This is a genomic window from Mesorhizobium monacense, from assembly GCF_056781675.1.
On sequence record NZ_CM165567.1, the window covers coordinates 3,284,866 to 3,306,276 of the forward strand.

21 protein-coding genes are annotated in these 21,411 nt (G+C 63.7%); 14 read left to right on the forward strand and 7 right to left on the reverse strand.

Annotated elements, in window-relative coordinates; translation table 11 throughout:
* Window positions 1–62 precede the first annotated feature (62 nt).
* Both AC1RUK_RS15960 and AC1RUK_RS15965 read left to right on the forward strand, forming a co-directional pair.
* The gene (locus tag AC1RUK_RS15960) at window positions 63–914 is read left to right on the forward strand and encodes a carbohydrate ABC transporter permease (protein ID WP_436175146.1); all 852 of its coding nucleotides are present in this window, start codon (window positions 63–65) and stop codon (window positions 912–914) included.
* Between the two features lies 1 nt (window position 915).
* Window positions 916–1,803: a carbohydrate ABC transporter permease gene (locus AC1RUK_RS15965; protein WP_120016059.1), complete on the forward strand. Its 888-nt coding sequence runs from the start codon at window positions 916–918 to the stop codon at window positions 1,801–1,803.
* Between the two features lie 68 nt (window positions 1,804–1,871).
* Here the strand turns inward: AC1RUK_RS15965 and AC1RUK_RS15970 are convergent, their stop codons facing one another.
* Window positions 1,872–2,291: a VOC family protein gene (locus AC1RUK_RS15970; RefSeq protein WP_481834851.1), complete on the reverse strand. Its 420-nt coding sequence runs from the start codon at window positions 2,289–2,291 to the stop codon at window positions 1,872–1,874.
* A 202-nt stretch (window positions 2,292–2,493) separates the two neighbouring features.
* Between AC1RUK_RS15970 and AC1RUK_RS15975 the strand changes: the two genes are divergently transcribed.
* Both AC1RUK_RS15975 and AC1RUK_RS15980 read left to right on the forward strand, forming a co-directional pair.
* Window positions 2,494–3,705 carry an MFS transporter gene (locus AC1RUK_RS15975; protein ID WP_481834850.1) on the forward strand — a complete coding sequence of 404 codons (1,212 nt, stop codon included), beginning with the start codon at window positions 2,494–2,496 and terminating at the stop codon, window positions 3,703–3,705.
* Window positions 3,706–3,837: 132 nt separating this feature from the next.
* Window positions 3,838–4,473: an ankyrin repeat domain-containing protein gene (locus AC1RUK_RS15980; RefSeq protein ID WP_436174198.1), complete on the forward strand. Its 636-nt coding sequence runs from the start codon at window positions 3,838–3,840 to the stop codon at window positions 4,471–4,473.
* Between the two features lie 52 nt (window positions 4,474–4,525).
* On the opposite strand, the gene AC1RUK_RS15985 is transcribed toward AC1RUK_RS15980, so the two are convergent.
* The 3 genes from AC1RUK_RS15985 to AC1RUK_RS15995 form a co-directional block, all read right to left on the reverse strand.
* On the reverse strand, window positions 4,526–4,828 hold the full coding sequence (locus tag AC1RUK_RS15985; RefSeq protein WP_481834849.1) for a DUF1330 domain-containing protein: 303 nt from the start codon (window positions 4,826–4,828) through the stop codon (window positions 4,526–4,528).
* A 276-nt stretch (window positions 4,829–5,104) separates the two neighbouring features.
* Window positions 5,105–5,719: a LysE family translocator gene (locus AC1RUK_RS15990; protein ID WP_481834848.1), complete on the reverse strand. Its 615-nt coding sequence runs from the start codon at window positions 5,717–5,719 to the stop codon at window positions 5,105–5,107.
* A 68-nt stretch (window positions 5,720–5,787) separates the two neighbouring features.
* On the reverse strand, window positions 5,788–8,094 hold the full coding sequence (locus AC1RUK_RS15995) for a cation:proton antiporter domain-containing protein (RefSeq protein WP_481834847.1): 2,307 nt from the start codon (window positions 8,092–8,094) through the stop codon (window positions 5,788–5,790).
* A gap of 178 nt (window positions 8,095–8,272) precedes the next feature.
* On the opposite strand from AC1RUK_RS15995, the gene AC1RUK_RS16000 reads away from it, so the two are divergent.
* The 8 genes from AC1RUK_RS16000 (at window position 8,273) to AC1RUK_RS16035 (ending at window position 17,721) form a co-directional block, all read left to right on the forward strand.
* Complete coding sequence (locus AC1RUK_RS16000; RefSeq protein ID WP_192181579.1) at window positions 8,273–8,461, forward strand: hypothetical protein; 189 nt, start codon at window positions 8,273–8,275, stop codon at window positions 8,459–8,461.
* 259 nt (window positions 8,462–8,720) lie between these two features.
* Window positions 8,721–8,879, forward strand: coding sequence for a GDCCVxC domain-containing (seleno)protein (locus AC1RUK_RS16005; protein WP_481840311.1), 159 nt, complete (start codon window positions 8,721–8,723; stop codon window positions 8,877–8,879).
* A 205-nt stretch (window positions 8,880–9,084) separates the two neighbouring features.
* A complete protein-coding gene (locus AC1RUK_RS16010; RefSeq protein ID WP_481834845.1) occupies window positions 9,085–11,304 on the forward strand; it encodes a sensor domain-containing diguanylate cyclase in 2,220 nt (739 codons plus the stop codon).
* Window positions 11,305–12,236: 932 nt separating this feature from the next.
* Window positions 12,237–13,175 carry a GlxA family transcriptional regulator gene (locus tag AC1RUK_RS16015; RefSeq protein ID WP_481839487.1) on the forward strand — a complete coding sequence of 313 codons (939 nt, stop codon included), beginning with the start codon at window positions 12,237–12,239 and terminating at the stop codon, window positions 13,173–13,175.
* Between the two features lie 449 nt (window positions 13,176–13,624).
* On the forward strand, window positions 13,625–15,196 hold the full coding sequence (locus AC1RUK_RS16020) for a BCCT family transporter (RefSeq protein WP_481834844.1): 1,572 nt from the start codon (window positions 13,625–13,627) through the stop codon (window positions 15,194–15,196).
* Between the two features lie 168 nt (window positions 15,197–15,364).
* On the forward strand, window positions 15,365–16,174 hold the full coding sequence (locus AC1RUK_RS16025; RefSeq protein ID WP_481834843.1) for a TerC family protein: 810 nt from the start codon (window positions 15,365–15,367) through the stop codon (window positions 16,172–16,174).
* Between the two features lie 76 nt (window positions 16,175–16,250).
* Window positions 16,251–16,646, forward strand: a complete 396-nt coding sequence (locus tag AC1RUK_RS16030) for a GGDEF domain-containing protein (RefSeq protein ID WP_481834842.1) — start codon at window positions 16,251–16,253, stop codon at window positions 16,644–16,646.
* Window positions 16,647–17,058: 412 nt separating this feature from the next.
* Window positions 17,059–17,721, forward strand: coding sequence for a DUF2270 domain-containing protein (locus AC1RUK_RS16035; RefSeq protein WP_481839486.1), 663 nt, complete (start codon window positions 17,059–17,061; stop codon window positions 17,719–17,721).
* A 57-nt stretch (window positions 17,722–17,778) separates the two neighbouring features.
* Here AC1RUK_RS16035 and AC1RUK_RS16040 read toward each other — a convergent pair whose 3' ends face one another.
* Together AC1RUK_RS16040 and AC1RUK_RS16045 are read right to left on the reverse strand one after the other, a co-directional pair.
* On the reverse strand, window positions 17,779–18,384 hold the full coding sequence (locus AC1RUK_RS16040; protein WP_481834841.1) for a sulfotransferase family protein: 606 nt from the start codon (window positions 18,382–18,384) through the stop codon (window positions 17,779–17,781).
* 27 nt (window positions 18,385–18,411) lie between these two features.
* Window positions 18,412–19,314 carry a VOC family protein gene (locus AC1RUK_RS16045; protein ID WP_481834840.1) on the reverse strand — a complete coding sequence of 301 codons (903 nt, stop codon included), beginning with the start codon at window positions 19,312–19,314 and terminating at the stop codon, window positions 18,412–18,414.
* 153 nt (window positions 19,315–19,467) lie between these two features.
* Here AC1RUK_RS16045 and AC1RUK_RS16050 point away from each other — a divergent pair, with 153 nt between their 5' ends.
* On the forward strand, window positions 19,468–20,274 hold the full coding sequence (locus AC1RUK_RS16050) for a class I SAM-dependent methyltransferase (RefSeq protein WP_481834839.1): 807 nt from the start codon (window positions 19,468–19,470) through the stop codon (window positions 20,272–20,274).
* A 123-nt stretch (window positions 20,275–20,397) separates the two neighbouring features.
* The gene (locus tag AC1RUK_RS16055; protein WP_192181564.1) at window positions 20,398–20,703 is read left to right on the forward strand and encodes a hypothetical protein; all 306 of its coding nucleotides are present in this window, start codon (window positions 20,398–20,400) and stop codon (window positions 20,701–20,703) included.
* A gap of 55 nt (window positions 20,704–20,758) precedes the next feature.
* Here the strand turns inward: AC1RUK_RS16055 and AC1RUK_RS16060 are convergent, their stop codons facing one another.
* A complete protein-coding gene (locus tag AC1RUK_RS16060; RefSeq protein WP_481834838.1) occupies window positions 20,759–21,391 on the reverse strand; it encodes a Vgb family protein in 633 nt (210 codons plus the stop codon).
* Window positions 21,392–21,411 lie beyond the last annotated feature (20 nt).

Consider the following 21,411-nt stretch of genomic DNA (forward strand, 5'->3'; position numbering starts at 1 on the left):
AGCCGCGTCCGTCGATCCTTTCTCGCCTGTCCGAGAGCCACAACGCGCTTGGCTTCGGCTTCATGCTGCCGGCGGCGGCGCTGCTTTTGGTTTTCCTGACCTATCCGCTCGGCCTCGGCGTCTGGCTCGGCTTCACCGACGCCCGCATCGGCCGCCCCGGCATCTTCATCGGCGTCGAGAACTACGAGTATCTGTGGAGCGACAGCGTCTTCTGGCTCTCCGTCTTCAACACGCTGCTCTACACGATCAGCGCCTCGCTGCTGAAGTTCGTGCTCGGCCTCTGGCTGGCGCTCATCCTCAACCAGAACCTGCCGTTCAAATCATTCTTCCGCGCGATCGTCCTGCTGCCATGGGTGGTGCCGACGGTGCTGTCGGCCATCGCCTTCTGGTGGATCTACGATTCGCAATTCTCGATCCTGTCCTGGGCGCTGCAGCAGATGGGCCTGATCGACCACCGCATCAATTTCCTCGGCGACCCGACAAACGCGCGTGCCTCGGTCATCGCCGCCAATGTCTGGCGCGGCATTCCTTTCGTCGCCATCACCTTGCTCGCCGGCCTGCAGACCATACCCCAGTCCCTCTACGAGGCGGCCACGCTCGACGGCGCCAGCCGCTGGCAATTGTTCCGCTATGTGACGCTGCCGCTGCTGACGCCGATCATCGCCATCACCATGACGTTTTCGGTGCTGTTCACCTTCACCGATTTCCAGCTGATCTATGTGCTGACTCGCGGTGGGCCGGTGAATGCCACCCATCTGATGGCGACGCTATCCTTCCAGCGCGGCATTTCGGGAGGCCAGCTTGGCGAGGGCGCCGCGATCGCGGTCGCCATGATCCCGTTCCTGCTGGCGGCGATCCTATTCAGCTATTTCGGCCTGCAACGCCGCAAATGGCAGCAAGGCGGTGGAGACTGACATGGCCACCAAAGCGAAACGCCCGGAAATCGACGAAGGCGGCATGGGCTACCTGCAGAGCCTGCCGCGCCGCGTCGTGACGGTCTATCTGCCGTTGCTGGTGTTCGTCATCGTGCTTTTGTTCCCGTTCTACTGGATGACGATCACCGCGGTTAAGCCCAATCTGGAGATGACCGACTATCAGAATTTCAACCCGTTCTGGGTCGTGCATCCGACACTGGAGCACATCCGCTACCTGCTTTTCGAGACATCCTATCCGGGCTGGCTGCTCAACACGATCATCATCTCGACGGCTGCCACTTTCCTGTCGCTGCTGGCATCGGTGTTTGCCGCCTACGCGATCGAAAGGCTGCGGTTCTCCGGGGCGCGGCAGGTTGGCCTGGCGGTGTTCCTCGCCTATCTGGTGCCGCCGTCGATCCTGTTCATTCCGCTGTCGGTGATGGTGTTCAACCTTGGGCTCTACGACACGCCCTTTGCGCTCATCCTCACCTACCCGACCTTCCTGGTCCCGTTCTGCACGTGGCTCCTGATGGGCTACTTCCGCTCCATTCCGTTCGAGCTGGAAGAATGCGCGCTGATCGACGGGGCGAGCCGGTGGCAGATCCTCACCAAGATCGTGCTGCCGCTATCGGTGCCGGGCCTGATTTCCGCCGGCATATTCGCGTTCACGCTGTCCTGGAACGAGTTCATCTATGCGCTGACGTTCATCCAGTCGTCGGAAAACAAGACCGTGCCGGTCGGGGTGCTCACCGAACTCGTCCGCTCCGACGTCTATGAATGGGGGGCGCTGATGGCGGGAGCGCTGATCGGCTCGCTGCCGGTCGTCGTGCTCTATTCCTTCTTCGTCGAGCACTACGTTTCCTCGATGACGGGCGCGGTGAAGGAATAAGCCTGCAAGCATGCCGCGCGACGGCGGCGACAATGGCCGCCTTGTGCCAAGATCACCGGTGGCACGGCCTAGAAATTGATCTCCACCGAAGCGGCGCTGCGCTTCGCCGGTCCATGGAAGACGGCCTCGATGTTGTTGCCGTCCGGGTCGAGCAGGAAAGCGGCGTAGTAGCCGGGGTGGTAGGGACGTTCGCCCGGCGCGCCATTGTCCCGGCCGCCGGCCGCAAGCCCGGCCTTGTAGAAGGCGTCGACCACGGCCCGGTCCTTCGCCTGGAAGGCGAGATGGTGGCGGCCGGTCAGAACTCCGCTTGCCGCACGGCTGTCGGCGCTGGAGACGAACAACTCGTCGGCCCAGAAGTAATCCTCGGCCTCGCCGCCGACCGGGATGTCCAGCACATCGAGGACCGCGCCGTAGAAACGCCGGCTCGCTTTCACGTCGCGCACAACCAGATGGACGTGGTCGATAAGACGGCCTCGATACAGCTCCATTGCCTCGCTCCTCCTGATCGCAATGGCTTGAATCTAGGTTAGCATGACGTGCGGTCAATTCGCGGAAGGCTGCGGCACCGACTGGATAAAAAATGCAACCGGATTGTAGGATCGGCACTCGCGCCGACGTCCTTCGGACGCAAGCGGCGCGACAAGGCACGAAAAACGTCGCGCCGCATCGAACTGATTTCGGGAGCAAATCATGAAGCCTTCCTATCGTTGGGTCATCGTCGCGGCCGGCGCGCTGATGAGTTGTGTCGCCATCGGCGTGATGTTTTCGCTTGCGATCTTCCTGGAGCCGATGGCGCTCGACACGCAGTGGTCGCGCGCCGGCATCTCGAGCGCGATGACGCTGAATTTTCTGGTTATGGGCCTCGGCGGCTTTGCCTGGGGCGCCATCTACGACCGCGTCGGCGCCCGCCCCGTGGTCTTCGCCGGCACGCTGCTGCTCGGGCTGGCGATGGTGCTGGCCAGCCGCGTTGGCTCGCTGCTGGCGTTCCAGATCACCTATGGCGTGTTGGTCGGGCTTGCGGCCAGCGCCTTCTTCGCGCCGATGATCGCGCTGACCACCACCTGGTTCGACACCAACCGCAGCCTTGCGGTGTCGCTGGTCTCGGCCGGCATGGGCGTGGCGCCGATGACGATCTCGCCCTTCGCGCGCTGGCTGATCACCGCCTATGACTGGCGCACCGCCATGTTCGACATTGGCGTCATGGCCTGGGTGCTGCTGTTGCCGGTCGCCTTCTTGGTGCGCCAGCCGCCTGTCCCCGTTCCTGCCGCCGACGGCGCCGCTGCCGGTCCTGCCGCCGACGATCCCGGCATGTCGGTCGGCCAGGCGCTGCGCTCGCCGCAGTTCATCGTGCTCGGCCTCACCTTCTTTGCCTGCTGCGCCGCTCACTCCGGACCGATCTTCCACATGGTGAGCTATGCCATGCTGTGCGGCGTCGCGCCGATGGCGGCGGTCACCATCTACAGCGTCGAGGGTCTTGCCGGCCTGGGCGGCAGGCTGCTCTACGGCGTGCTCGCCGACCGCCTCGGCGTCAAGCCGGTGCTGGTCGCCGGACTGGCGATCCAGGCCGTGGTGATCGCCGGCTATCTCGCCGTCAGGCAGCTTGAGCAGTTCTATGTGCTGGCCGTCATCTTCGGCGCCACCTATGGCGGCGTGATGCCGCTCTACGCGGTGCTCGCGCGCGAATATTTCGGAGGGCGCATCATCGGCACGGTGCTCGGCGCCGCCACCATGCTCTCCAGCCTCGGCATGGCCTTCGGCCCTCTCGCCGGCGGCATGGTGTTCGATGCCTATGCCAGCTATTCTTGGCTGTTCATCGGCTCGGCCCTTGTCGGGCTGGGTGCGGCGGGAATTGCCATCGCCTTCCCGCCCTTGCCGCGCAGGGCAGCGCTGCAGCCGGCGTAAGCCTGTGCCAAAACAATGGCCGCTCGCGGGAGCGGCCATTGCACTAGGATTTGTCGTCGATACCGTTGCCGGACGCCATCGAAACCGGCACGATGTGTGGTATTCTGGCCAGGCGCATCGGGAGCCACCGCATTGACCAAAAGCTTGGAAGCCGAAGACGCCAGGGGGTGGTCGAGCCTGCTGGTCGCCGCCGAGAAAGGCGATGCGGAGGCCGTTCAATCCGAGCTGGCGGCCGGCGCGGATATCAACCAGGCGGATGAAGGCGGCTGGTCGGCGCTGCATCTTTCGGCCCTCAATGCCCACACGGCGACGGTCGAAGCGTTGATCGAGCACCCCGAAATCGACGTGAACTCCAGAAACAAATGGAAAAGCACGCCGTTGAGCCTGGCGGCGGCCAAGGGCCATTACGCTTCCATCTCAGCCCTGGTGAAACATCGCGCAATCGACATCAATGCACGCGCCGACTATTACGGCCGCACTGCACTGATCGAAGCCGCCAAGAACGGGCATCTGGACATCGTGAAGCTGCTCGTGGAGCATGGCGCCGACGTCAATCTGATGGACAAGACGGGGCGCAACAATGCGCTGATCGAGGCCATCAAGGGACGGCATTTCGACATCGCCGAATATCTGCTTGAGACCAGGAAGGTGAACTTCCTCAACCGGGATATGCGACTGAACGCCATGATCTGGGCGGGAAGCTGCCACAACCCTCGCTTCATCGAAAGACTGGAAGCCGCGATCCGCAGTTTCTTCGACGGCAAGTGAGCGCGAGGCAGAGCCGCTCCGCCACCCTTCCCACAGCGCGACAGATCACAGCCTAGGTAGGCGACAAAGCGATGCCTTCGACTGCCAGGATGCGTGTCCTGGCGCTGCGAAAGCGGATCTCCTTCAAACGCTCGTATTCCGGCGAGTCATACCAGGCCGAAAGCGACGCCATGTCGGGAAATTCGATGATGACCAAGCGATGCGGGTGCCAGTCGCCCTCGAACACCTTGGTCGCGCCGCCGCGCGCGAGATAGCTTCCGCCGTAGCGCTCTTCGGTTGCCGGAACCTCACGCCTGTATTGTTCGAATACGGCCGCGTCGGTGACATCGACATCGGCAATAAGATAGGCCGCCATCTGTGTGTCCTCCCTGTTTGCCAATCGCCCCTTCTCAAATTGCCTTCATCATCAGCACCGGCACCGGCGTGCCGCCGCTGTCGTCGAAATCTTCTGATGCAGCAATCATATTAGCATGTACTCATTCAAGCAAATCCGAGGAGATAGGCCCAGTGGAACCAGGCTTTCAAACGCCGCATGCCTGCACCGTTCCTTGCGACCACCCGGCGATGCTTGCCGATCTGGCGACTGCGCGCAAAGCCCTGGCGCACGAGGGGGGAGCGGCCGTACCCGCCGTCAGTTCCTGAGCGCAATCGTCGCCGCGGCGCCGCCCATGCAGACGGCGGCGCCGCGGTTGAACAGGCGCGTGGCACGCGACGACTGCAAGGTGTGGCGGGTCCTCGCCCCGGCAATGGCGAACGGGAACTGCACCGCCGTCAGGATGATCGCGGTGACGGCTAGCAGAACAGGCACGTCGAGCGGCGACAGCGCGCCGATGTCGACAACCGTCGGCAGGATGGAAATGTAGAACAGCACGGATTTGGGATTGCCGAGCGTGACCAGGATGCCTGAGACGAACGCGCTTTTGCCACCGCCGGCCTTGCCAGCGTCAGCCACATTGAAGGTCTCGCCCGAGGTCCAGAACTGCACCGCCAGATAGCAGAGATAGGCGACACCCGCCCATTTGATGGCAATCAGCAGAAAGCTGAAAGTCTCGGCGATGACGGCCAGGCCGGCGAGCACGGCGGCGAGATAGAGCACGTCGCCCAGCACCATGCCGGCGGTCATCCAGGCCGCCTGCCGATAGCCGCTTTTCAGCGCCTGCGCGACGATGGCGACGATCTGCGGACCCGGAATGATGGCGGCGATCGCCAGCGCGCCGGAATAGGCGGCAAAGCCCGACAAAGTCATTCTTGGCTGCCTTTCGATGATCAGATGCGGAATGGAGGCACCGACAATCGGATCACCGCCCTGCCCTGTCAACCAGTGGCGGAGCGCGATGCCGCGCGGGCGGCGTCGTCGCGGGGCAGCCGCTCGTCGGAGATGAGCACCACCGGGCAGCGACAGCGCTGCAGCACGTCGCTCGTCGTCTCGCCGAACATCAGCTCCTCGCCCGGGCGCCGCGCCACGCCCATGACGATCAACGCCACCCTCCTGCCGGCCTGGCGGGCAATGGCATCGGCGGCGGCGGCCCTGCTGCGGATGGCGGTCTCGACCTCGACGCCGTAGCGGTCGGCAAGCGCGACAATGTCCTTCAGCACCGCCTCCCTGCGGCGATGCGAGACGGCGTCGCGTGGCTCGTCGCGGCCGACCCGCGCAACATAGAGCATCTTGACCGGCGCGCCGGTGACGGCGGCAACGGCAAGCGCCAGCTCGGCGCCACGGCGGGCGACCGACGTGCCGTTGACCGGCACAAGGATCCGGCCCGACTCGGGGCCGAGCCTCGGCATCTGCCGGCCGGCGGCGGCGGGTTTCAGCACCAGGCAGAGCGGACCGTCGAAGGCGCCGGCGATCTCGTCGATGCGGCGGGTGAAGCCGCCCTTGGCGGTGAGTGCGCGGCCAAGCCCGACAATCAGCATGCCGTAACCCTTGCGCGCCTCCTTCGCCACGGTCTCGGCCGAAACGGGCGTGCCATGCCGGCGGGTGACGGGAGCCCTGGCGGCGGGCTGCTCGTCGGCCACCTTCGCCGCCTCGCGGTTGTCCTCGGCGCCCTTCTCGATCTCCTCCAGATTCGGCTCCGCTCCCGGCTCGGCCTCGTTCTCGCCGCCGGCATGCAGCACCGTCATCGGCTTGCCGGCGCCGATCACGCCGGCCATGTAGGCGGCGAAGCGGCCGACGACACCTTCGTCGGCCACCACCAGCAGCCGCTCCAGATTGGCGACGAAGCCGCGCTGGTCGATCTCCTCGCGCTCCAGCCTTTTCTTCTCGGCGTCGCCGATCGACAGCCGGCCAAGCGCCCAGCGCAGCGTGGGCGGCATTGCCAGCGTGGTGACGACGGCCATGGTAACGATCATGGTGAAGAGGTTGTGCGAGAGCACGCCGACCGACAGGCCGATCGAGGCGACGATGACCTCGGTCGAGCCGCGCGCATTCATGCCGCAGCCGACAGCGATACCCTCGCTGCGGCTCATGCCGGCGATTTCGGCGCCGATGAAGGCACCGGCGAATTTGCCGAGGCTGGCAATTGCAACCAGCGCGACGGTGAGCAGTGCAAGCTGCGGATCGAGGAGCACGGTGAGGTCCGCCGAGAGACCAGCGACGCCGAAGAAGACCGGCATGAACAGCGCCGTGATGACGCCGCGCAGTTGGCCCTCGATGTGGCGCGACAGGATCGGCGACTCGCCGACAAGGATGCCGGCGACAAACGCGCCGAGTACGGTGTGGACGCCGATCAGGTCGGTGATCAAGGCCATCGTGCCCATGATGGCGAGGATCACGGTGACGACGGCGTATTCGCTGCTGAAGTTGTCGTTGGTCCAGCGGATGGCGTCGAAGACGATGCGGCGGCCAAGGGTGAAGGAAAAGGCCATGAAGGCGGCGACGCCGGCAAGCGTAAAGGCGAGGCTGCCGAGCTCGATGCGGCCCTTGGTCGCGATGCCGATGGTGATGGCGATGATGACCCAGCCGATCGTGTCCTCGATGATCGCCGAGGAGACGATGATCTGGCCGAGGTCGCGGCGCATGAAGTTCATCTCGCGCACGACCATGGCGACGATCTTGACCGAAGAGATGGAGAGCGCGGTGCCGAGGAAGAGGCCGGCGACGACGCGCTCGCTGCCTTCGGCGAGCAGCGAGGCCGGCATAGCCTGCGCCGCCGCGAAGCCGAGCACGAAGGGGATCGCTACGCCGGCGGCGGAGATGGAAAAGCACGCGCGGCCGACCCTGCGCACCAGTCTGAGGTCGGTCTCCATGCCGGTGAGCAGGAGCAGCATCAGCACGCCGAGCTGGGCGATGGCGTTGATCATGCTCTTTTGCGAGGCGTCGCCGGAGAAGATCGCCCGCTCCGCCTCCGGCCACAGCCAGCCGAGCAGCGAGGGCCCGAGCAGGATGCCGCCGATGAGCTGACCCATGACGGCCGGCTGCCCGATGCGTTCGAGCAGCTCGCCGAGACCGCGCCCGACGACCAGCAGGAGGATGATCTCGAGAACGAAGATGCCTTCGCTCGAGATTATGACGCTGGATGGGCCAGTCTTTTCCGCCGGCCAGGCCGCAGCCGGGGCCAGGAACAGGGCCGCTGCCGCGATCCCGAGTGGCCAGCGCCATTTGTGCAGGAACGAAAGAATCATGCACCCCTCATTCTGTCGGAAACAACGGTTGCGGGCGACATCGGTTGCACAGGTTGCTCGCCGTGCGGCGCGTCCGGCGACGTCAGGACAATTCGATTCAAATGCGGCTGTGGATGTTTGCTTTCGGGTAAAGCGAGTCGCGCATGTTCGTTGCACGGCGGGCAATAAGGAGAAGCTAATGAAAAGCGACTTTGCTGCCGCTCGCCTGCATCTGGAGCGGGCCTGCCACTATCTGCGCGGCGACGACGAAACGAGCAGCGAGGCCCTTTCGGCGCTCGACCTGTTGATCGAGGCGATCGTTGCCGCCCAGTACACACGGCCGGCGGCGGAAGTGGTGGATTTTCCACGGTCGGCAAGGCTGCGGTAGTCCCGCGAAGCCCGGGCGACGATACGGTCGGTGACCGGGCACTCCCAAGGCCGTCCCACACGGCTACAAGCGACATGGCAGAGTCAGGGAGGCCGCTTCGGGCGGAAGCGGCCTCGGCATGTCATAGGCTGGCTAGCTTGCATTCGCTTGTCGCATCCGACCCACGTCTCTTATATGCTTGGCGGAAAGCTTTGGAGCGGCAATGAAGCTTGAGAGCACCATTACTTGCCCTGAGTGCGGGCATCAGTCTGCGGAATCGATGCCGACCGACGCCTGCGTTCATTTCTACGAATGCAAAAACTGCAGGGTACTCTTGAAGCCTTTGGCGGGCGATTGCTGCGTTTTCTGTTCATATGCCGATCTGCCGTGCCCGCCGCTTCAGGAGAGCAGTCGTGCAAACTCTCTGGTCGGTGGATGATCGTTGCGAGAACGTCGCTCGCGGTGAAGCTCGTTCCGGCCAACCTCATGGCAGAGTTCCGAGAAGAAGCCGCTCAGCGCACAAAGCCAAACTTAGGCACTACCCCTGTTAGTACGTTAATAAGCATTTGGTAATAAAACACCGACAATGAAACACAGGCTCGATCCAGCGCATTGGATGCCGGCATTCCCGGCGGATTCGTGCCATGCGCATTAGGAGCCAGATCATCCTCAGCATGGTGAGCGCCGCGGCCCTGATCGGGCTGGTTGGCGGCGTCGCCATCTTCACGCAGATCGCGGCGACAAAATATCTGGGACTGACCGAAGCGACCAATGTCGCGCAGGAACTGGCCGACACGATTGTCTTCAAATCATCCGACGGGACGCCTTCGCTGTTCGAGCGGCCCGAGGCGCTCAAGCAATTCATGCAGCACCAGCACCGCCGCATGCATCGGGATTTCCTGGTCCTCGACCGCAACAAGATCATCGTCGCCCATGCCGCCGACGAAGAGCACCATGTCGGCGGCAAATTCGAGCACGACCCCGGCAACGAAATCGGCCAGACGCTGGAGGACGGCATCCCGCGCAGGTTTGTCGACCCGGAGGAAGTCATCGCCATACTGGCCGTGCCGATCGAATATCCCGCCGATACGATCATCGGCGCCGTGCTGCTGGAATATGACCCTGTCCTGCATGCCGCGGAGCAACGCACCAACAGCCTGCTCTGGCTGGTTGGTCTCAGCGCGGCGGCGGCCGTGCTGGCTGCGGTGGGATTTGCATGGATGCTGCTCAGCCGTTTCGGCGCCGGCCTCAACGACATGATACGCGGCATGGAAGCGCTGGCGAAAGGCAATGCCATGACGCGTATCAGCCATGCCCGCAAGGATGAATTCGGGCAGCTGGCCGATGGGTTCAACACGATGGCGGACCAGCTTGCATCGGCGCGGGCGCATGTCGAGGATATCGTCGAGACGGCGGCCGAAGGCATCGCGGTGCTGGACGGCGACGGCCGTATCGCCAGCGCCAATCCGGCGGCGGCAAGGATGGTCGGACGGCGCGCCGACAAGATCGTCGGGCAGCAATGGGATGCGGTGCTGACGGTGCGCGACCCGAGAGGCGGTGCGTTCGCGGCCGGTGCTTCTCCCGTCGAAATGGCTTTGGCCACCGGCCGCCAGCACCAGGGCGAGGTGCGCCTGACCAAATCGGACGGTTCGCATCTGCCTGTGATCGCCAGTTGCAGTCCGCTCAGCCGATCCGGCGGCGGTCTGGTCCTCACGCTCAACGACATCAGCGAGTTGCGCCGCGCCGAAGGGGTCGTCAACGAGCGTGCCGATCAGCTGGCAATCCTCAACCGCGAGCTGCACGAGAAGTCGGAAACCACGACCCGCCTGGTGAAGCTTGGCGAGCTGCTGCAGGCCTGCGTGACCTTCCCGGAAGCCTTCGCAGTGGTCGGCACCGCCATGACCGAGTTCCTGGGCGGCTTGAGCGGAACCGTGCATTTGACCAGCGCCTCGCGCAACCTGGTCGAGGAGATGGCGCATTGGGGCGACGTCCGGTCGAGCGTTACCCAGTTTGCCCCGGAGGATTGCTGGGCGCTGCGCCGCGGCCAGGAGCATGTCGCCGGCCCTGGCATGCTGACGCCGCGCTGCGCGCATATCACCGAGAACGGCAAGAAGGGCTATGTCTGCATGCCGCTGGCGGCGCAAGGCGAGACGCTGGGCATTCTGCATCTGTGCGAGCCGAATGCAGCCGACAAGCCGCAATGGCTGGCTGAAAGGCAGCAGATCCTGCGCGGTGTCGTCGACACGCTGGCATTGGCGCTGGCCAATCTGCGCCTGCGCGAGACGCTGCGGCAGCAGTCGATCCGCGATCCGAACACCGGCCTGTTCAACCGGCGCTATCTCGAGGAAACCAGCAGCCGCGAACTGCGCCGGATGGAGCGCTCGGCGCAGCCGCTGACGATCCTCATGCTCGACGTCGATCATTTCAAGCAGTTCAACGACACGTTCGGCCACGAAGCCGGCGACCTCGTGCTCAAGCAGGTCGCCGCCACATTGATCGAGCACGCCAGGGACAGTGACGTGGTGTCGCGCTACGGCGGCGAGGAATTCGCCATCGTCATGCCTGGATGCTCGCTCGAGGAAGGTGCCGAGCGGGCAGAAGCACTGCGCCAGGCCATCAGGCAGCTTCACCTGACGCATCGCGGCCGCACGCTGGGCACCGTGACGGTTTCTTTCGGGGTCGCCGCCTACCCCGAGCATGGAGCCGGCTGGGCCGAGATCACCAATGCCGCCGATCATGCGCTGTACGATGCCAAGGGCGAAGGACGCGACCGGGTCGTCGTCGCCAAGACCAGCATCCCCGGTGAGCGGCCCTCGATCCAGCTGGTATCGGCCGCCAAAGCGGGTGCGGACGTCAAGGGCTGACGCGCTCCGCCTAAGCGAGAGCGACACGAGGAAGACAAGCAGCGACTCCGAGCGGCGGCGAGCCGCGTTCAGGCGTTTTGGAACTGACCAACAGAGAAGGCTGTTCTCACAGCCATGCCAATGGCATAATGGGGTCAGGGCCTACGCTATCTTTATTCATGGCCCCCCGTCCTGGGTGACCGGCGAAACCCACCCCCGCCCCCCGATCGTCGGTCGCCTACTTTTCCACGCCAGACATTCTGAGCCGCGCTGGAACGTTTCAGCCACCCTTTGCGTTGTGGTTTTTGGGGTGTGGGTGGCGTCGTTTCGCCGAACGGGCGGATGCGTTGCGCCAGTAGATCAGAGCAGTTGCACCTGACGCATCGCGGCCGCACACTGGACACCGTGACGGTCTCGTTCGGGTCGCCGCCTACCTTGGGTCGGGCTGGGGCCGAAATCACCAATGCCACCGATCACGCGCTCCATGATGCCAGGGCGAAGGACGCACCGCGTCGTCGTCGCCAAGAGCAGCGCCCCCGGCGAACGGCCCTCGATCCAGCTGGTATCGGCCGCGAAAGCAAGTGCGGACGTCAAGGGCTGAAGGACGCGCAACGCGACCGCGCCAGCTCGGTCCAGAGCCAGAACAGCCAGATCAGCCAAGCCGCCAAGGCCAGCACGACAGGCTTGGAATATCAATCTTGCGAACCCCGGTCTGGGCAGTTGTAGCGGTAGAATGGCGTGATGGTGGCATCGCGACGGCTCTCGAACATGAATGTGCGCAATTCGACCGTCACGTGCCGCAATCCATTCATATCCTCAGTACGAACAAAGAAAATACTGGCGTCGATAGCGCATTCGCAACATCCTGCTCGCGATACGGACTAGCCACAGTGAACACAGCTGAACATCCGATCAAGCGCTCGCTCGTCTTCTTCCTGGTGCCCGATTTCACCATGGTCGCCTTTGCGACCGCGCTGGAGCCGATCCGCATCGCCAACCGGATGCTCGGCTACGAAGCCTACAGGTGGCGGCTAGCCAGTATCGACGGGCAGCCCGTGTCCGCTTCGAACGGCGTGTTGTGTGCCGTAAACACGTCGTTGGAGGACGAGCGGCGTAAGATGGCCGGCCCCGACAGGCTATCGATGGTCATCGTCTGCACCGGCATCAACATCGAACGTTATTCGAACAAGTCGGCCTTTGCCTGGTTGCGCGAGGAACATAATCGCGGCGTTGCGATCGGCGGCCTCTGCACCGGTGCGCACGTGCTTGCGGCTGCCGGATTGCTCTCGGGCAAACGCTGCGCCATCCACTGGGAAAACCTGCCGGGCTTCGCCGAGGCATTTCCGGAGGCCAAGGTTTTTGCCGACCTTTTTGAGGTCGACCAGGATATTTATACATGCGCCGGCGGCACGGCTGCTCTCGACATGATGTTGAAGCTGATCGGCGATGATTTCGACGATTCTCTGGTCAGGCACGTATGTGAGCAGGTGCTGACCGATCGAGTACGCAGCCCGAGCGATCGCCAGCGGCTTCCTCTGCGAGCACGGCTCGGCATTCAGAACTCCAAGGTGCTGACAATCATAGAACTTATGGACGCCAATCCGTCCGAACCGATATCGATTGGTGATATTGCCGACCAAGTCGGACTGTCGCGACGGCAGATCGAGCGTCTGTTCCACGTCGAGATGGGTCGCTCCCCCGCCCGCTATTATTTGGATATCCGCCTCGAGCGCGCGCGGAACCTGCTGATCCAGTCATCCTTGCCCATAGTCGAAGTGGCCGCCACGTGCGGCTTCGTTTCGGCGTCGCATTTTTCAAAATGCTACCGCGAGCTCTACGCACATACGCCGCAGCAGGAACGACTGGACAGGAAACACCCCGCCGCGGCATAAACGTCACCAGTTTTGTGACTTTCACGGCCAGTTAGCCAAGCAGTTTGCGCGCCCATGAACGTCGCGCCGCGCAAGCACAGCGACCAAATCCGGCTGACTCGACACAGGCTTCGCAAAGGACGTTTAGCCGCTCCGCAGCATGCACGGCTTGTTGCGATACCTGATACCCGCTTCTGATTGGGGAGGCTTGCCTTGCCCGGGTAGGCTTAGCCCTACCCGAGATCTACCGGGCTCCCTACTCACCTGCCGGCTTCTCCTATCCCCTCTGCTTGCCCATTCTACCCTCATGGGTGTGGTGGGAGAGCGCCAAATCCGACACTTCCAAAACGACGCCAATTGCAGAAGTTCCAAGTGCGCCGTGCGCGACCTTGGCCTCGCAAGAGGTCGGTCTTTGTCGTCCAGGGGAAGTTTTCACGAAATAGTTCCGAAATATATCTGGGAGGTCAAGCATGTCGACTGCAAGCAGACTACGAGGCGTAGACCCGGCGGTATTCTGGCCGGCCATAGCGATAACGGCCGCGTTCATCTCATGGGGAGCGGTGGCCCCAGATAGTCTCGCCTCTGTCACCCAAGCTATTCTTTCGGCGATCATCAATGGTTTCGGATGGGGCTTTGTTGTCTCGACCGCGTTATTCCTGGTCTTTGCCGGGTTCCTGGCGGTCAGCCGTTTCGGCAAGATCAGACTTGGGGCCGATGGCGAACTTCCCGAATTCCGGACGGTTTCGTGGGTATGCATGATGTTCAGCGTCGGCATGGGCATCGGCCTGATGTTCTGGGGCGTTGCCGAGCCAGTCTTCCATTTTGGCGCACCGCCTCACGGGCTGGCGGCCGCGCAAAGCAAGGAAGCTGCGCTGGTCGCGATGAAATATTCCTATTTTCATTGGGCGCTGCACCCTTGGGCGATCTACGCCATTGTCGGTCTGGCGATCGCCTACTTCACCCACCGCAAGGGCTTGCCAATCCTGATCTCGAGCGCATTCACACCCTTGCTCGGCAACGCGGTCAACGGCCCGATCGGCAAGACGATCGATATTCTCGCCGTCATCGCCACACTGTTCGGCACGGCGACATCGCTCGGCCTTGGCGCACAGCAGATCAACAGCGGGCTGAATTTTCTCTGGGGAACCGGCGAGGGGACAGCCATTGCCCTTACGATCATCGCGGTGCTGTCGGTGCTGTTCATCCTTTCGGCGGTGTCCGGAGTGGGCAAGGGCGTTCAGTTCCTGAGCAACATGAACATGGTGGTCGCCGCCGCGTTGCTGCTGTTCCTGGCCGTCGTCGGTCCGACCATCTTTATCCTCAACACCTTCACCGAAGCGCTTGGCGACTACCTGGCCGATCTCGTCACCATGTCGTTCCGCACCGCTGCCTTCAGCGACGGCAAATGGCTGGGCAGCTGGACGATCTTCTACTGGGCCTGGTGGGTTTCGTGGGCGCCTTTCGTCGGCGTCTTCATTGCGCGCATCTCCAAGGGGCGGACGATCCGCGAGTTCATCACCGGCGTTCTGCTCATTCCGAGCGGCGTGACCTTCCTCTGGTTCACCATCATGGGCGGCACCGCGTTGCACTCCGAACTGATGGGGGTCGGCGGTCTTGTCGAGGCGGTCAACAATCAGGGTGCTGCCATCTCGCTGTTTGCTTTGCTCGAACAATATCCAGCAACCGCGCTCACCTCGTTCGTCGCGATCTTCCTGGTCGCCATCTTCTTCATCTCGGGAGCGGATGCCGCCTCGATCGTGATGGGCATGCTGTCGTCGCGCGGCACGCTCGAGCCCGCGCGCATCGTCGTCGTCCTCTGGGGCGTCCTTGCGGGAGCGTCGGCCTGCGTGTTGCTGGTGATGGGAGGCCTGGAGGGTCTGCAGACCGCGTCGATCATCGCCGCAGCACCCTTCCTCGTCGTGATGCTCGGGCTGTGCATCTCGCTGTGGATGGCGCTGCTGGACGACCTCGAAGGACGGCGCGAACCCGCCTCTCCCCTGCCCGAAGCCCCGCTTCTGACCGCAGGAGTCGCGGCAGAGTAGGCTACGGTTGCCATCCAGGCGGCCAACAAGCCGCACCTGAAAATCGAACTTCAGGTGCGGCTTTGCCGGTAGTCGCCCCGCCGCGATCGTCGCTCCTCATCGCCGCCGGCAGCGCGACAAGGATCAAGCCAGAACCAAAATCCAACTGAGCGCTCGAAGGGAGCCAAGATGACAACCGACCCGCAAGTTTGGCTCAGCCTGCTGACGCTCACAGCACTCGAAATCGTCCTGAGTGTCGACAATCTGGTCGTAATCTCGGTTCTGGTCGGCAAACTTGCTCCCGAGTTGCGGCCGAAAGCGCGATTTCTCGGAATGGCGCTGGCCCTGGTTCCGCGGCTTGTCCTGCTGCTGTTCATCGGGTGGATCATCGGCTTGACCGAACCTCTGTTCGAGGTATTCGGCCACGGCTTTTCCGGAAAGGATATGATCCTGGCAGGCGGCGGTCTGTTCCTCATCTACAAGGCCACCCAAGAGATACATGCAAGTCTCGAGGGCGAAGAGGGCCACATAGGAGCCACCGTGCGCGCAGGCTTCGTAGCCGTCGTATCGCAGATTGCCCTGATCAACCTGGTATTTTCCATTGACTCGATCGTGACCGCCGTCGGCATGGCCAACGAAATCTGGGTGATGGCCGTCGCTGTCATCGCGTCGATGGTCGTCCTGATCGCAGCCGCCGGACCGGTTGGAAAATTCGTCGATCGTCACCCTACCGTGAAGATGCTGGCGCTCGGCTTCCTCATCATGATCGGCATGACATTGGTCGCGGATGCCTTCGGTGTCCATATTCCCAAAGGCTATGTCTATTCGGCGATGATTTTCTCGGTGGCTGTCGAAGGCGTGAACATGCTGCACCGCCGAAAGGCCAGGCCGGTTCATTTGCACAATCAATATGGGCCAGAGGTTGCGATTGCAGCCAACGACGGATACGCACAATCCGCGCCAGTTTCCCAAACAAGCAGACAGGCAAATGAAGCCTGACGCGCCGCGGACGGAAAGTTTGGCAGCTGATCCGCTGCCCGCATGTTTAGGGCGGTACGTTTTCTGACGCGACCTCGTGCTCAAGCAGGTCGCCGCCACATTGATCGAGCACGCCAGGGACAGCGACGTCGTGTCACGCTACGGCGGCGAGGAATTCGCCATCGTCATGCCGGGATGCTCGCTCGAGGAAGGTGCCGAGCGGGCAGAAGCACTGCGCCAGGCCATCAGGCAGCTTCACCTGACGCATCGCGGCCGCACGCTGGGCACCGTGACGGTTTCTTTCGGGGTCGCCGCCTACCCCGAGCATGGAGCCGGCTGGGCCGAGATCACAAATGCTGCCGATCATGCGCTGTACGATGCCAAGGGCGAAGGACGCGACCGGGTCGTCGTCGCCAAGAGCAGCGCTCCCGGTGAGCGACCCTCGATCCAGCTGGTATCGGCCGCCAAAGCGGGTGCGGACGTCAAGGGCTGACGCGCTCCGCCTAAGCGAGAGCGACACGACGAAGACAAGCAGCGACTCCGAGCGGCGGCGAGCCGCGTTCAGGCGTTCTGGAACTGACCAACAGAGAAGGCTGTTCTCACAGCCATCCCAATGGCATAATGGGGTCAGGGCCTACGCTTTCTTTATTCATGGCCCCCCGTCCTGGGTGACCGGCGAAACCCACCCCCGCCCCCCGATCGTCGGTCGCCTACTTTTCCACGCCAGACATTCTGAGCCGCGCTGGAACGTTTCAGCCGACCGCGCGTTGTGATCTTTGGGGTGTGACCGGTGTCTTTTCGGCCGGCCACTGCGTTCGGGAGGCGCATGGCAGGGGATGTCCCAGGTCCAGACCGTGAAGTCCACCGAGGCGGCAGCAGCGCCGCGGGCGTCGGATGCGTTCGCGATGAAGCTCACCTCATCGGAACTGGCAACGACGATGTCGCATTTCCATCGCGCCGAAATCGGCCGCATGGCTGGCTGGCGTGACAGGCTCGACCGGACCAGCAACTGGGCGATCACGGTTGTCGCCGCGATGCTGTCGGTATCGCTGTCGACGCCAAGTGCCCATCACGGCGTGCTGCTCTTCGCCATGCTTTTGATTACGCTGCTGTTGTGGATCGAGGCGCGGCGCTATCGCTTTTTCGACGTCTACCGGGCCAGGGTGCGCCAGTTCGAGCGCTACTACTTCGCGCAGATCTTCTCGCCGCAGCCGGATTACGCTTCAAACTGGCTGGCCATCGTCGGCGAAGGCCTGCGCTCGCCACGCTTCCTGATCTCGCAGCGGGCGGCGCTGGTGCGGCGGCTGCGCCGCAACTACCTCTTCATGTACACGATCCTGATCCTGGCCTGGGTGCTGAAGATCACGACGCCCAGCCTGCAACGCGACGGATCGCCGATCGGTTTCGGCGCCTCGTTCCTCGACGCGATGCGGGTAGCATCGCTCGGTCCGGTGCCCGGCATCGTCGTCGCGTGCATCGTGGGATTCTGCTATGCCGCTCTGCTCGCCGCGGCCTTCCTCCTCAGCAGCGAGGAAGGCGAACTTTCGCACGGCACCGTGCATGTCTGAGCATGATCCCGAACCGAAGGTCCGCGAAGGCAAAAAGTGGAACCCGGTTTCTGGTTTCTATTTCAGCGACAGCCATGTCGAGCGGAAGTCCTTCGTGTTGTTGCGGTTGGGATAGGGCTGGTCTGGTATGGGAACGCCGAGATGGGCGCAGAGCGGATCCCAGCCATCGCCAAGCCTGTGGACCAGCAGGCGCTCGGCCGGCACGGTGGCGATGACCGCCTCGACATTGGCCTCGTAGGCGGCGATCGCGGCCGCGCGATCCTGCGGCTGGCCGGCGAAGACCTGCTTCGCGATCAGCGCGACGCCAAGGGAATCCGGATCCAGGCTGGTGGCGATGCCGGCGACGATCGTCTTTTCGAAACTCTCCCACCAGCTTTCAGGCGAACGCCAGGTGAGGATGACGCGGGCATCGGGATAGATGCCGATCAGCTCCCGCCAGTAGTATGCCGACGGCCAGTCCATGCAGGAGACATAGCCGGAGAACAGCCTGTCCCAGTCGGGCGCCTCGCCCTTCGCCAGGGCGCGCCACAGCCGCTTCTGCTCCTCGTTGGTGTTGACCGCGACCATGTGGTGGCAGGGGCCGAAGCCGAGGATCGCCAGCGCTTCGCGCATCGAATCCGTACCGGTACGGCCGAAGCCGGTTCCTATTACCTTGATCGCCATGCCACCCCTCCCCTTGATCGAAGAAGATCAGTCTCCTGCCACCACGACCCGCAGGCGGTTGCTCTCGGGATCAGCGAGGTGCAGTGCCCCATCCGTTTGCGTCGAAGGCAGGTGCGCGTTGTCGAGTCGCCGCGTGACCGCAGCGAGATCCTCGGCCGATGGAACCACCACGGTGAAATGGTCGAGGCCGGCGGCACCGGGCGGCGGCTCGCGCAGGTCGTCGCGGGCCCAGATGTTGAAGGCGACCATGTGCGGGCGCCGGTCGGTGCCGCAGTCGAACAGGCCGAACGAGTGGGACTGGATGTGCGGCCTGAAGCCGAGTACGCCGAGATAGAATGCCATCAGCGCTTCCGGCGAGCGGGCGCGCATATGGATGTGGCCGATGAAGGCATCGGCCGCCAGCATGGGTTCGACATGGCCGGAATTACCGAGTTCGCGCAACAACAAGCCCGCGATATCCAACGGCTCGAGACCGGAATGCGCGCTGCCATCCCTGGCGAGCAGCGAGACGCGGCCGTCCGCCGCCTCCTCTCGCGAGGCATAGCGCTCGGGCGTGTCGAGGCAGATCTCGATACCGTTGCCGGACGGGTCGGAGACATAGAGGGATTCCGAGATCAGGTGATCCTGGGCGCTGTATCTCAGGCCCGATGCCTTGAGCCGGGCGGCAACGCGCGCCAACTCCTTGCGCGTCGTTACATGCACGGCGACATGGAAGAGATCGCGCGCCTTCGGCGGCAGGACCAAATCCGCCCCGGCGTGCAGCACGATCAGCGCCTTGCCGACGACGCCGAGTTCGACTGCTGCGCCATCGTCGCCAAGCACCGCCAGGCCGACCGCGTCGACCCAGACCGGCAAGGCCGCCGCGATATCGACGACACGCAGATGAACCGGACCGAGATGGGTGGCGCCGGCCAGCAATTCTTCGCTCATCGCCATTGTCCGGATTGCAGCCTCCGAACATTAGCTTTGAACGATATAGCTGTCTCGCGCAAAGTGGCCCACCGTGCGTGCCACTGGTCCTGCGAGGGAGGCGGGCGTATCCTGGGTCCAAGGGTCTGAAAATATCTCGCTAGGGAGATTGCGATGGCTCAGGCAACGCGTCACGACGCCTGGCAGGCCGGAGACAGCTACGACCTCTATATGGGGCGATGGAGCCGTCAGATCGCTCCCCTCTTCCTGGATTGGCTCGATCCGCCCGAGGGGCTGGATTGGCTGGAGGCGGGGTGCGGAACCGGAGCGCTGTCCGCGGCGATCCTTGCGCGCTGCAACCCCGCGAGCCTGGTCTCGATAGACCCATCAGAGGGCTTTCTCGCCAAGGCGCGCGCCAACGTGCCGGACGGGCGTGTCGAGTTTGTCCAGGGCGATGCGCAGGCGCTATCGGTCAAATCGGACAGCAAGGACGTGGTCGTGTCCGCGCTGGTTCTCAACTTCATTCAAGACAAGCAGAAGGCGCTCGCGGAGATGCGGCGGGTCGCCCGCGGCGGAGCGACGATCGGATTCTATGTTTGGGATTATCCCGGCGGCGGCGTGGAATTCATGCGGGCCTTCTGGACGGCAGCGACGGCCCTCGACCCCGCTGCCATCGACCTTACCGAGGACCGGCGCTTCCCATTCTGCACACCGGACGGATTGACCGACCTCGCGAGCAGGGCTGGGTTGGTTTCCGTCGACTGCACCCAGATCGAAATGCCGGCTGTGTTCAAGGACTTTGACGACTACTGGCGTCCCTTCACGCTGGGCGCAGGGCCGGCGCCGGGCTATTGCATGAGCCTCGAGCCGCACGCACGCCAGCGCCTGATGGAGAAGCTGCGCGACAGCCTGCCGCGCGGCGAGGACGGATCAATCCCCATGAAAACCAGGGCCTGGGCGGTGCAAGCCAAGGCAAGCTGACGGTTCGCTGCGCCAGACCAGGAACGATATCGCTCCCGAGCGCAAAGTTCGGGTTGACCGCTCCCGGGCACGAAGCGACTATCGGGTTCAGCCAGCCGGCGCAGACTGCAGGGAGGAAATGCAATGGACGAACCCGATCAGTGGCGTCACATGTCGAGCGCGCCACGGGACGGCAGCCGCATCCTGGTCACGGTGCGCCCATCCGAACAGGGACCGGCGGAAGTCGACATGGCCTATTGGTCGCGCGCCGACCAGTTCGGCGCCGAGGGCTGGCGCGCCTCCGACTCCTCGCCGGGACGCGTGGTCGAATATGCCGATCCGGAGCTGAAATGCTGGATGCCGCTGCCAAGGGCCAATCCGGGCCGGGCCTCGATGCCGGCGCCCTGGGAAGGCGAAGACGTGCCGCTGCTGGACGGCTCCGGCATATAAGCGGGAGCGGTCGGCGACAGCCAGGGCAACCGCATCAGGTTTGACCCTTCGGTCGTTACCTCGGCCGGCGCACCGCCCGCACCACCCCGCCGGGTCCACCGCCGCAGAAGAAGCAGTCGCTGCCGTCGGATTCGAGCCCGGACACGCCGGTGCCGGCCGGCATGTCCAGCTTCTCCAGGACCTTTCCCGTCTGCGGGTCGACGCGCCGCACGTCGCTTTGGTCGCCTTCCCAAGTGCCGTGCCACAATTCGCCGTCGACCCATGTCACGCCGGTGACAAAGCGGTTGGATTCGATGGTGCGCAGGACTGCCCCTGTCTCGGGATCGATCTGGTGGATCTTACGCTCCCGGTTCTGCCCCACCCAGAGCGTGCCCTCGGCCCAGGTGAGACCGGAATCGCCGCCGCCACCGGGTGCCGGGATGGTGGCCAGCACCTGGCCGGTGTCGGGGTCGATCTTCTGGATCCGGTCCTTGGCAAGCTGGAACAGGTGCTTGCCGTCATAGGCGGTGCCGGCATGGGCGGCGACATCGATCGAGCGCAGCGTCTCACCGCTCGCCGGGTCGAAGGCGGTCAGCTTCTCGCCCGAGGCAAACCAGACATTTTTTCCGTCAAAGCTCACCCCGTGTACGGCGTCGACGCCCGGAAAGGGTCCGTATTCGCGCAGGATTTCAGCGGCCGCATGTTTCATGTCTTTGTCCTCGCCATGTC

Coding starts and splice junctions, on each gene's coding strand:
- AC1RUK_RS15970 (WP_481834851.1), bottom strand. CDS start 2,291: ATGGAGCTGTATCGAGGCCGTCTTATCGACCACGTCCATCTGGTTGTG.
- AC1RUK_RS15960 (WP_436175146.1), top strand. CDS start 63: ATGCTGCCGGCGGCGGCGCTGCTTTTGGTTTTCCTGACCTATCCGCTC.
- AC1RUK_RS16025 (WP_481834843.1), top strand. CDS start 15,365: ATGACAACCGACCCGCAAGTTTGGCTCAGCCTGCTGACGCTCACAGCA.
- AC1RUK_RS15965 (WP_120016059.1), top strand. CDS start 916: ATGGCCACCAAAGCGAAACGCCCGGAAATCGACGAAGGCGGCATGGGC.
- AC1RUK_RS16050 (WP_481834839.1), top strand. CDS start 19,468: ATGGCTCAGGCAACGCGTCACGACGCCTGGCAGGCCGGAGACAGCTAC.
- AC1RUK_RS16015 (WP_481839487.1), top strand. CDS start 12,237: ATGGTCGCCTTTGCGACCGCGCTGGAGCCGATCCGCATCGCCAACCGG.
- AC1RUK_RS15985 (WP_481834849.1), bottom strand. CDS start 4,828: ATGGCGGCCTATCTTATTGCCGATGTCGATGTCACCGACGCGGCCGTA.
- AC1RUK_RS16005 (WP_481840311.1), top strand. CDS start 8,721: ATGCCGACCGACGCCTGCGTTCATTTCTACGAATGCAAAAACTGCAGG.
- AC1RUK_RS15995 (WP_481834847.1), bottom strand. CDS start 8,094: ATGATTCTTTCGTTCCTGCACAAATGGCGCTGGCCACTCGGGATCGCG.
- AC1RUK_RS15975 (WP_481834850.1), top strand. CDS start 2,494: ATGAAGCCTTCCTATCGTTGGGTCATCGTCGCGGCCGGCGCGCTGATG.
- AC1RUK_RS16040 (WP_481834841.1), bottom strand. CDS start 18,384: ATGGCGATCAAGGTAATAGGAACCGGCTTCGGCCGTACCGGTACGGAT.
- AC1RUK_RS16055 (WP_192181564.1), top strand. CDS start 20,398: ATGGACGAACCCGATCAGTGGCGTCACATGTCGAGCGCGCCACGGGAC.
- AC1RUK_RS16060 (WP_481834838.1), bottom strand. CDS start 21,391: ATGAAACATGCGGCCGCTGAAATCCTGCGCGAATACGGACCCTTTCCG.
- AC1RUK_RS16000 (WP_192181579.1), top strand. CDS start 8,273: ATGAAAAGCGACTTTGCTGCCGCTCGCCTGCATCTGGAGCGGGCCTGC.
- AC1RUK_RS16010 (WP_481834845.1), top strand. CDS start 9,085: ATGCGCATTAGGAGCCAGATCATCCTCAGCATGGTGAGCGCCGCGGCC.
- AC1RUK_RS15990 (WP_481834848.1), bottom strand. CDS start 5,719: ATGACTTTGTCGGGCTTTGCCGCCTATTCCGGCGCGCTGGCGATCGCC.
- AC1RUK_RS16045 (WP_481834840.1), bottom strand. CDS start 19,314: ATGAGCGAAGAATTGCTGGCCGGCGCCACCCATCTCGGTCCGGTTCAT.
- AC1RUK_RS16020 (WP_481834844.1), top strand. CDS start 13,625: ATGTCGACTGCAAGCAGACTACGAGGCGTAGACCCGGCGGTATTCTGG.
- AC1RUK_RS16035 (WP_481839486.1), top strand. CDS start 17,059: ATGAAGCTCACCTCATCGGAACTGGCAACGACGATGTCGCATTTCCAT.